This window comes from Clostridium sp. CAG:221, assembly GCA_000435835.1.
Classification (GTDB): Bacteria; Bacillota; Clostridia; order Clostridiales; family Clostridiaceae; genus Clostridium.
Genome location: FR883367.1, coordinates 1 through 10,161, shown reverse-complemented (window position 1 = coordinate 10,161; position 10,161 = coordinate 1). Strand labels below are relative to the sequence as shown.

The following is a 10,161-nucleotide window of genomic DNA, read 5'->3' as shown; positions in this document are numbered from 1 at the left end:
TCTGTTTTTTAAACAGGGGGTTTTTCAACAAACTGAAAGAAAAGCTTAGCTAAAGCTAAGCTTTTCTAATTATGAATTATGAGTGATGAATGATGAATGGAGGAATAAACTGACTTACATCAGTTTAGAAAATATATATTTATCAGAAACTCTTAACGAAATTTACTATTCCCGGAACCTTTCTAATCGAAGTACTCAAAGGTCGGTACATTAGGATCATTTATCATATCTCTTGAAACTGGTGGCCTAAATATTCTCTTATTTCCTTTTCTTCTATCCTTGAGTTCTGCAATTTTAGAAACACCTACATAAATATCAGATATCCTATACCATGTTGCATAATCTACTATACCTGTTTGTGGAAGATTAAAGACCTGTTGAAATACTTTTACAGCTTCCTGAGTTGTATTTCCATAAACTCCATCTACAGCTACCTTAGGTATTAATGGATAATTCCTTGCTATCCTATTAAGCTGTTCTTGAATTGTACTAACTTCATCGCCTGTTGAACCAACAATAAGATCATATCCTGGATATGATGCAGGACTTCCAGTAACTTCTTCTGCTGTAACAAGCTCAATATCTGTACCATAAAAATGAGTTAGTATTTCATATGGAGTCTTTCCTTGATCACCAAGATATTTACTTCCCCATTGAGTCATCCATTCTGGGCACTGAACATTTTTCCCATCACAATATTGAGTTAAAAGCGGTTGCTTCCTACCATATCGTCTTATATAAGTAGAAAAAATATCATCTACTATAGCACTTATATTGTCATATATATTTCTTCCATAATTAAAAGCATGATCATATGCTGTTGAATTAGTTATTTGATAATTTTTCCCTTTTCCACGATACCATTCTGTATAAATCCTATTTAGGGTAAATGAAATTATAGCATAAACATTTGCTCTAATTGTAGATTCTGGCCATGTAGAATATATTTCACATGAAGCAACATTCTTAATATAGTCTTTATAAAGCACTGTAACATTTGAAGCTGATGTATTGTTAGGTGAGCCTTGATGTACTGTAATAAATTCTGGTATCACTGGTTTAGCTAAAACAACTCCACTTGTTGGAGCTGGCAAAGGTTTGTCTACCTCTTCAGGAATTTTTGCCGGATAATTTCCATTTAATGTATTAGGCTGAATATTTATTATATCTGCCCTTGAACCAACTTTTCTTGATGATTCTATTAGAAAGCATTGTTGTATTGCTATCTGTGTTGGGAATATCTGAATTCCATTAACCACTAAACTTTGAAACCCTTCTCTTTCTATTCTTAAATCATAAAGGCTATATGGAATTTTTCCTATGGGTTGTTGTGAATATTCAAGAGGAGGAGCTTCTAATGCTATTACTTGAGACTCTCCAGATGAATTAGTAGTAAGATCTATTGTTCGTCCTTCACCTCCTTGTCCTTCTGCTGGTGTTAAAGTTGCCCTTATTTTATCTATTGGTACATAACTATCATTTACAAAACATTGAACCTTTAATCCACCTTGCTCTGCCATATATTACTCCTTAATATATTAATCAATTATATTAATATGCTTTTTTTCAATTAATAGTTCTATTATGTCTGTATTTTGGCATCCTAATAAACAAGTTATTAACTCTATATTCTTCATAATCTTCATCAGATCTAGGACTATAAGTCTCCCTTATCCTATCAAATACTCCTTGCATGTCAAACATTCCATATCCCCATTCCTTATTAGGATAAACATCACCTGGTCTTCCTTTAGCACCACTTATGATATAAGACTTTATTTGAGCTGCATATATATCAGGATAGTTTTTATCAACAACTGCCCATTGAAGAATAAGAGCACAACAGCCTGCAACCACAGCTCCTGCAACAGAGGATCCACTAATTACAGCCGTTCCACCACCTGGATTAGTAACTATTGCATTAAATCCTCCTGCTGCTATATCTGGCTTTATCATCCCGTATCTTGTATAACCTCTTCCCGATTCAGATATAACTGAATTATCATCTTGATTATAATATGCCACTGAAATTGCTCCACTTGATGTACTGGATAATGTAAGTGTAGTATATCCAACGGAATTTAAAAACTTAGTTTCACTATCCAAAAGCTCCCTTTGTGGTATCCAAGCATAATATTTGCCGTCCACTATAGATTGACCAGTTAATCTAAATTTCCAAATTCCTGCTTTTAAATTATAAGCTCTTATAAAAATAAGAGAATCTCCCGTTGACAATTCAGGTGAAGTAAAATTAACTATCATTTCCGTTCCTTCGTATAAGAACTTAATTCTTTCATTATTTGTATTTTTAGCTTCTAAATTATCTATCACTTCTCCTGAAGGAGAAACTATAGAAAGCTTCACCCTATTAGGCTTATTTACCCATATTTCTATTGGTAAATTCTTTTGCTTTTCACCAACTCTTATTTCTATATCTTTTATATAACCAGAACTTTCTATTATCCCTTCAGTATGAGTATCTGTATTTCCTTGATTCCCTGTAGGAACAACAACTACAGTCCCAGATTGTGCTGAGTAATTATTTATAGATTGTTCAACAATCCCATTTCCTGTATGTGAACCCATATTACTTCCAAGAGGCTCAAACACAACTACTGGACGCTTTAATTCTCTGGCAACAGCAATTATATATCTTAATGCTAATAATGCACTCCATGGAGTATATGAAGGCACATCTGTCTTATCAATAACAGCTGCATCAAGCTCCACTTTAGTTGCTCTAGATAATTTAACAATAACAAATTGACAATCTGGAGCAGCTCCCTTTAAATCCGGATTTATTCCTCTTCCTCCAATAATTCCAGCTAACCTAGTTCCATGACCTATATCGTCTTTAGAAGGAACTATACTATAAGGATCTCCTCCTGAAGTTTGTAAACTTATTGCTTGATTTATTTGATCCTCAGTATATTCTGTTCCATATTTTAGGTCATATATATCCTTATCTCCTTGTATAGTTTGATCCCATATTCTTACTATCCTTGTTGTATCATCTTCTCTTTGAAATTCTTTATTAAGATAATCTATTCCTGTATCTATTATTCCTACTAATACACCTCTTCCATTAAGTCTTAAATAAGGATTATTATTAAATACTGGTGCTCCACTGGCTTCCAATGGAGATATGGTATTTAATGTTAATATTGTTGAAACCTCAATATTAACTATTCTTAAAACAATATTACTTATTTCATTAATTTTATTAGCTGGTGTTATTATGACAGCAAAATTTGATGATATCATAACTCCCGAAACACCAGGTATTTTTAATACATCATTAAGATTGCTTTCTCCTGTGACTTCTACTAAAAGGAATACATTTTCTGGGCTAGTTGTATCATACTTAACATCTATACTTGATGTCCCCATATCAAGATTATTATTTTGTCTTTTTTCAATATTAATATCTCTAAAGCCTACTCCTAATGTTTGTGATAATATATTAAAGCTATCTCTTAAGCAAAGTTCACCATATCCCCAGGATGGATCTGGATAGCTTATATCTCTTCTGCCTTTTTTAGAACCTAGTATTAAAAAATATTTCAATCTTTCTCCATATAAATAGAGATCATTTCTATTTACTATACCCCATTGCATCATAAGTGCAGCAGCTCCTGTAACTTGTGGTGTTGCCATAGATGTACCTGTCTTTTTATCAAAACTTCTATTAGGAATAGCTGAATAAATCCCTTCTCCTGGTGCAACTATATCTGGCTTTATATATTGACCTTCAAATATCTGTCCTCTTCCGGTAAATGGTGATATAGTATCTACTAAATAATTATAACTACCAACAGATATTACATTTCTTACTGTAGCAGGAATTCCTAAAGTATTGTAAACAACTGGATTTACGAATTTAGTGTTAATATTTAAACCTTCTGAAATAGGCAACCACATATCAAAGGTTCCATCATAATTATTTAATTTTCTTAAACTTATTTTCCATTGACCTGGTGTTATATATTCATTAATTCCACTTATTATAATTCCAATATCACCACTTACATCAAATGGCTTAGGACCAGTTAAATATATGGAATATCTAGAATTACCAATTGTTCCTTCTTGAAACCCTTCTTTTACTGCTATTTCTCCAGTAGTACCTCCACTAGGAGAAATTAGCTCTATGCTCAATGAGGGTAATATTGATTTATATAAATTTACTACAACTGTAGCTTCATCTGATGAAACATTAAAATATATGTCATTTATTCCTTCTAAATTTCCTCCTACATGATGTGCTGCTTCACCTTCATTTCCTGCTGCAATAACAATGGTTACTCGCTCTAAAGTTGAAACTGTGGAAATATATTGTTCTAGAAGACTACTACCATTATGAGCTCCATCATTTGTGCTTAAACTTATATTAATGGCCAATGGCATATTAAGCTCTTTACTTTTATCTATAAGAAATTTTATGCCCTTCATTATATCAGTACTTAAAGTAAATAATCCTCTAGCTACCTTTACCATTATTATTGAGCTTTCAGGTGCAACTCCATAATATCTAGATGGAATATTTCCACCTGCACAAGCAATTCCTGTAACATGAGTACCATGACCTACATCATCTCTAGACTGTACAATATCATAAGGATTTTCAGTCTTTAAAGCTTCATTTATTTGTGCTTTACTATATACTACTCCACCTAAACTTAAATCATATATATACTCTATTCGACTAGTACCATCTGCATTTATAAAAGCTGGATGAGTATAATCAATTCCTGTATCAAGAAACCCTACAATGGTTCCTTTTCCATTTAATCCATTAACTTTTGATATTTGTGTTATACAGCTAGCCCTATTACTTTCAAAATCTGTTGTGTATAAATTTTTAGGAAATTCAATGTATTGTATTGTAGGAACTAGTGCTAAATCAATTATTTTATCCACAGGTATTGTTACAATCCCAAAGTTATACCCTAGATTTAAGTATTTTCCCCCTAAGTTATCCACAGTTTGTGAAATGTTATCCACATTATCCCCAGAAATAATCACAACCTCTATTTCTTTTTCAGTTTCACCTGAAAGATATGCACTAGAAATATTTAATTTACTAAGGACTTCCTTTGGAAGACCCTTTAATAATCCTAAATTTGTTTCTATATCTAACACCTCATTATATTGGTTTATAACAATATATGTTTTTAGCATAAAAAAAAGTGCCTTTCGGCACTTCTTATAATTTTATTTCTATTCTTTCTAATTTAGCTAAGACTTCTATCTCTTTTACTTCTGCAGTTTCAGTCATAAGAGCTCCCCCGTTGCTTACTAACAGAACTTTTGAATTTCCAAGGCTCTTAATCTGTCTTATTTTTCTTTTACCTTTATACTCAACTAAAAAGAATCCATTATTACTTATTTCTTTTACTAAATGAGCAAAAGCCAAATCTCCTGGCATCATTCTAAAACCAGACATTTCACTATCTTCAATTTCTATATATAAAACTTTATCTTGTGGAAAACCTTCTATTTTATTAGAATGTACTGGCAGCTCTCTTCTTCCTTTTACTGCATTTAAACCATAACCATATACAGGTACATTTTTTAAAACTGAAGAAAAAGCATCATTCCAAAGTTCATTTACTTCTATTTTAGCAGGCTTTTTGCTAAAAGTTTCATTTTTTCTTTCTTCCATTAAAGCTTCATCTGTAACTACCATGCTTACATCATTTAAATCAACTTTTAATATTTTAGCAGCTCTATCAATAAAAGATTCTTGAACTACCTTTCTTCCCATTTCAACTTCGTTTATATATTTTTCTGCTACACCTAGCTTTTTAGCTAAGGCCTTTTGAGTCATGCCAGATTTTAATCTTGCCTCTTTAATCTTTTCCCCTACTCTACTCATATTCTTATCTCCTACCCTTAGACATAGTTTCTCTTTCTAAAACAAGATGATTAACTAGATAATTTACAGTCCAATTTATTGATATTGGAGTTACCATTGCTAATATTCCTCCAGTAACTATCTTTCTTGTTGTAGAAATCATATTTTTCATTTCTCTTTGCGCAAAATTATTGAATAAAATAACTTTTTCTTCTGGACTATTTTCACTTACTGTTTCTATCTCTAATCCTTCAATTATGTTTTTAACTGTCATACTAGTCATTTCTTTTGTAATTTCAATTACCTTAAAAGGAAGCCTTTTAAGCTTTTGTAATTCTTCATCATTAAGATTATAAACTAATATGCATTTTTTATTATTTAACATTTTTTTCTCCTATTTATCATGTATAAGATTATAAGTTAAGAATGATGAATTAATCTAACTCATCATTCTTATCTATATTATTAATCTTCAATTATAGTTGGTGCATCATATTTTTCACCAAAAGTATCCACTGTAACTTTCTTCATTACTTGATCTTCATATGGCTTATCATTGTAATCAGTCTTAGTTGAAACTATCTTATCAGCTACTTCCATTCCTTCTATAACTTTACCAAATGAAGCATATTGATCATCTAAATGTGGTGCATCTGCTACCATTATAAAGAATTGGCTTCCTGCTGAATCTGGAATCATAGTTCTTGCCATTGAAAGAACGCCTCTTTTATGTTTTAATTCATTCTTAAATCCATTTCTTGAGAATTCACCTTTAATGCTGTAGCCTGGGCCTCCCATTCCTGTTCCTTCTGGACATCCACCTTGAATCATGAATCCAGGTATTACTCTATGGAACATAACTCCATCATAAAATCCTCTATCAATTAAATCTATAAAATTTCTAACTGTATTTGGAGCTATTTCAGGATATAATTCAGCTTTAATAACTCCTCCGTTTTCCATTTCTATTGTAACTATTGGGTTCTTCATAAAAAGTTCCTCTCTTTCATTTATTTATAGTTTATTATTATCATATTTATCCATAGTAATTCAAGATTAATTGCTTATTTTATAAAAATATTTTAACCTTTTGTATTTTTCCATAAAAAAAAGATAAAGTTCATTTCTATAATCAACCTTATCTTATATATCCGTTCTTTTCTTTTATTATACTTATCCTAAATGCTCTTATATATTTATTTATTTTTATCTTCATTAAAAAGTAGTTCCTAACACTACTCTTGAAAAATCTCTAGTGTTTGATAAATTTTTAACATCTACTTGCTTAGAAATATACTTTCTTCCACACTTTTCAATTAAATCGCTTAATAAGCAGTTAAGAAAAGTTGTTGGTATTCTATTAAAACCTTCAAAATCTAATTGTATTCCATCTTCTAAATTATTTTTTATTATTTCTCTTAATAATATTGCATCTTCTATATTACATTCTCTTCCTAGTATTTCTCTTACTTTTACGTTCTTTTTCATATTTAACATCCCCTGAATAATTTTTAAATTTTCTGAAAATTCTCTCTATATTTATATAATATTATCCTTTCATACATTTGTCAAGCTTTTAACAAACTTTTTTTTGTAAAATAAAAAAGAATCATTATAAACGATTCTTTTACATTTCTATCAGCTTCCAGCTTAAATCTATTAACTCTTGTTTATTAGATGAATTTATCATTTCAATAGTCCCTTTTTCCTTGCTATCATTTAATAAATCCTTTTCTTTTAATCTTCTCATCAACTCTCTAGCTGTACCTAAACTGCCATCAATAATATCTACATCTTGTCCTACCACTTTTTCTATAGCATTTTTTACAAAAGGATAATGAGTACATCCTAATACTATAGAACTTATTTTACTATCCATAAATGGTTTTAGTTTTTCTCTTAAATAATCATCTAATTCATCGCCTTCTAAGATTCCTTGCTCTACATATTCCATCAAACCTCCACATGGCACAGGTTCTATTTCTCTCTTATCTCTATACCTATCTAAAAGTTTATGAAATTTAGCTTCCTTTAAAGTCATTGGCGTTGCCATAACTAATATCTTACCATCTTTACTATTATTAACTGCTGGCTTTAATGCCGGTTCTATTCCTACTATTGGAAGATTTGGATACTTAATTCTTAGTTCTGCTACAGCTGCACTAGTTGCTGTATTACAAGCAACCATTATGCCTTTAACACCTCTACTTAATAGATATTCTACTACATCAAAAGTTAGCTTTTTAACTTGCTCTACACTTTTAACTCCATATGGAGCATTCTTTGAATCACCAAAAAATATAAAATTTTCATTAGGCATTATCTTTATTGCTTCTCTTAAAACGCTTAATCCACCAAGCCCAGAATCTAATACTCCTATAGCTTCATATTTTTTATCCATAATAATCTCACTCCAATTTATATCTTCTATATAAATATTATTTTTACTTTACATATATAGTATATCTCATATTATCTTATTAGTAAAAATATATGATTATAGTAATATAAATTCTATCAAATTACATCCATGATGGTAAATATACCTGCTCTACACTTGCCATTTGAGTCTTTATTATATTTTCTCTTCTTCTCTTATTTCTGCTTACTAATTCTTCCGCTTCACTTAATGTCTTTGCTTTAAAAACTATTGACCAACCATCTTTGTCACATTTTCCTGCACACATTACATACTTATCATTATTTCTATTTCCACCAGTGGCTCTATCATATACAAAGCTTTTTAATTCACCTATATTTTTATAATTTAACTTAACAAATATCTCATTATTCATATATATAACCGCCTTCCGAACAAACGTTCTTTATGCTATTATAATAACAGAACAACCGTTCTTGGTCAATTACATTTTTCATATTTATTCCTATTTTTTCAACAAAACATATCCATTTACCCCTTCAAAACCCATTAAAATTATGAATTAACGCTTCGCTAATGATGAACTTAGTTAATGATGAATTATGAGTGATGAATGATGAATTTAGGAATAAACTCACAGAGTTTAAAAAAATATAATTTTCAGAAATTCTGTAAGAATTTCATCATTAATTCATAATTCTTAATTCATCATTCATCATTAAAAAAGTGGGGCTTTGCCCCACTTTTTTTCTACTCTGCCATATTAAATACTTCTAAGTCTTTGTTTTCAATTTCTTCAACTTTTACTTCTGCAATAGCTCTTAAAGTATCTAGTGCTGTAATTACTCCTATATTTCTTTCAACAGCTGCTCTTCTTATTAAGAAACCATCTCTCTTAGAATCATTTCCTTTAGTAGGTGTATTAACTACTAAGTCCACTTCCTTATTCTTAACTACATCAAGAATATTTGGTTCTGCTTCATGAAGTTTTCTAACTTGTTCTACTTCTATACCTGCTTCTTTTAATAGCTTACTAGTTCCTTCTGTAGCAACGAACTTATATCCAGCCTTAGCTAATTCTTTTGCTATTGGTAAGAACTCAGCTTTATCATGCTTATTGATTGTTGCAAGTATCTTTCCTTTTTTCTTTGAAGGATACATATTAGCTGCAACAAATCCTTTATATAAAGCTTCTTTTACATTTCTACCAACACCTAAAACTTCTCCTGTAGATTTCATTTCTGGCCCTAAAGATACTTCAACCTTAGGAAGCTTTTGTGTTGAGAATACTGGTACTTTTACTGATACTAGGTCTGGTTCTGGATATACATCTACTCCATATCCTAAATTAACTAATTTTTCTCCTAACATTACTTTTGTTGCTATATCAACAATTGGTACTCCACTAACCTTACTTATATATGGTACTGTTCTTGAAGCTCTTGGATTAACTTCTATTACATATAGCTTTCCATCAAACTCTATAAACTGGATATTGATCATACCTTTTATACCAATTGCTAAAGCAAGCTTCTTAGTATAATCTAAAACATCAGCCTTAATCTTATCATCTATATTTTGACTTGGATACATTGTTACAGAATCTCCTGAATGGACTCCTGCTCTTTCTAAATGTTCCATTATACCTGGAATTAATATGTTTTCGCCATCTGATATAGCATCTACTTCTATTTCTCTACCCATTAAGTATTTATCTATTAGAATAGGATTCTTCTTATCCTTCATAAATGCATTTTTTAAGTAGTATGTTAATTCTTCTTCATCATGAGTTATTTCCATACCTTGTCCACCTAATACATATGAAGGTCTAACAAGTACTGGGAATCCAAGTCTTCTTGCCTCTTCAATACCTTCTTCTAAAGTCCATACACCTTTTCCCTTAGGTCTTGCTATATCAAACTTT

At 30.7% G+C, this 10,161-nt stretch carries 9 protein-coding genes; all 9 read right to left on the bottom strand.

Annotation, left to right across the window (positions count from 1 at the left end):
• Positions 1-182 precede the first annotated feature (182 nt).
• Positions 183-1,520 (bottom strand): peptidoglycan-binding protein, encoded by a 1,338-nt coding sequence (locus Q5O44_RS02265; protein WP_022166764.1) that lies wholly within the window; start codon positions 1,518-1,520, stop codon positions 183-185.
• Between the two features lie 46 nt (positions 1,521-1,566).
• Complete coding sequence (locus Q5O44_RS02260; RefSeq protein WP_022166763.1) at positions 1,567-5,181, bottom strand: S8 family peptidase; 3,615 nt, start codon at positions 5,179-5,181, stop codon at positions 1,567-1,569.
• A 25-nt stretch (positions 5,182-5,206) separates the two neighbouring features.
• Positions 5,207-5,878: a helix-turn-helix transcriptional regulator gene (locus tag Q5O44_RS02255; protein ID WP_022166762.1), complete on the bottom strand. Its 672-nt coding sequence runs from the start codon at positions 5,876-5,878 to the stop codon at positions 5,207-5,209.
• Positions 5,879-5,882: 4 nt separating this feature from the next.
• Entirely contained in the window at positions 5,883-6,242 is a 360-nt protein-coding gene (locus Q5O44_RS02250; protein ID WP_022166761.1) for a DUF3783 domain-containing protein, read from the bottom strand.
• A gap of 80 nt (positions 6,243-6,322) precedes the next feature.
• Positions 6,323-6,847 carry a peptidylprolyl isomerase gene (locus Q5O44_RS02245; protein ID WP_022166760.1) on the bottom strand — a complete coding sequence of 175 codons (525 nt, stop codon included), beginning with the start codon at positions 6,845-6,847 and terminating at the stop codon, positions 6,323-6,325.
• A 225-nt stretch (positions 6,848-7,072) separates the two neighbouring features.
• On the bottom strand, positions 7,073-7,345 hold the full coding sequence (locus Q5O44_RS02240) for an STAS-like domain-containing protein (protein WP_022166759.1): 273 nt from the start codon (positions 7,343-7,345) through the stop codon (positions 7,073-7,075).
• Positions 7,346-7,484: 139 nt separating this feature from the next.
• Positions 7,485-8,258, bottom strand: a complete 774-nt coding sequence (murI, locus tag Q5O44_RS02235) for a glutamate racemase (protein ID WP_022166758.1) — start codon at positions 8,256-8,258, stop codon at positions 7,485-7,487.
• Between the two features lie 121 nt (positions 8,259-8,379).
• Positions 8,380-8,652, bottom strand: coding sequence for a hypothetical protein (locus tag Q5O44_RS02230; protein ID WP_022166757.1), 273 nt, complete (start codon positions 8,650-8,652; stop codon positions 8,380-8,382).
• A 335-nt stretch (positions 8,653-8,987) separates the two neighbouring features.
• Positions 8,988-10,161, bottom strand: a 1,174-nt coding sequence (locus tag Q5O44_RS02225; protein WP_302637151.1) for an ATP-grasp domain-containing protein, incomplete at its 5' end; no start/stop codon positions are given.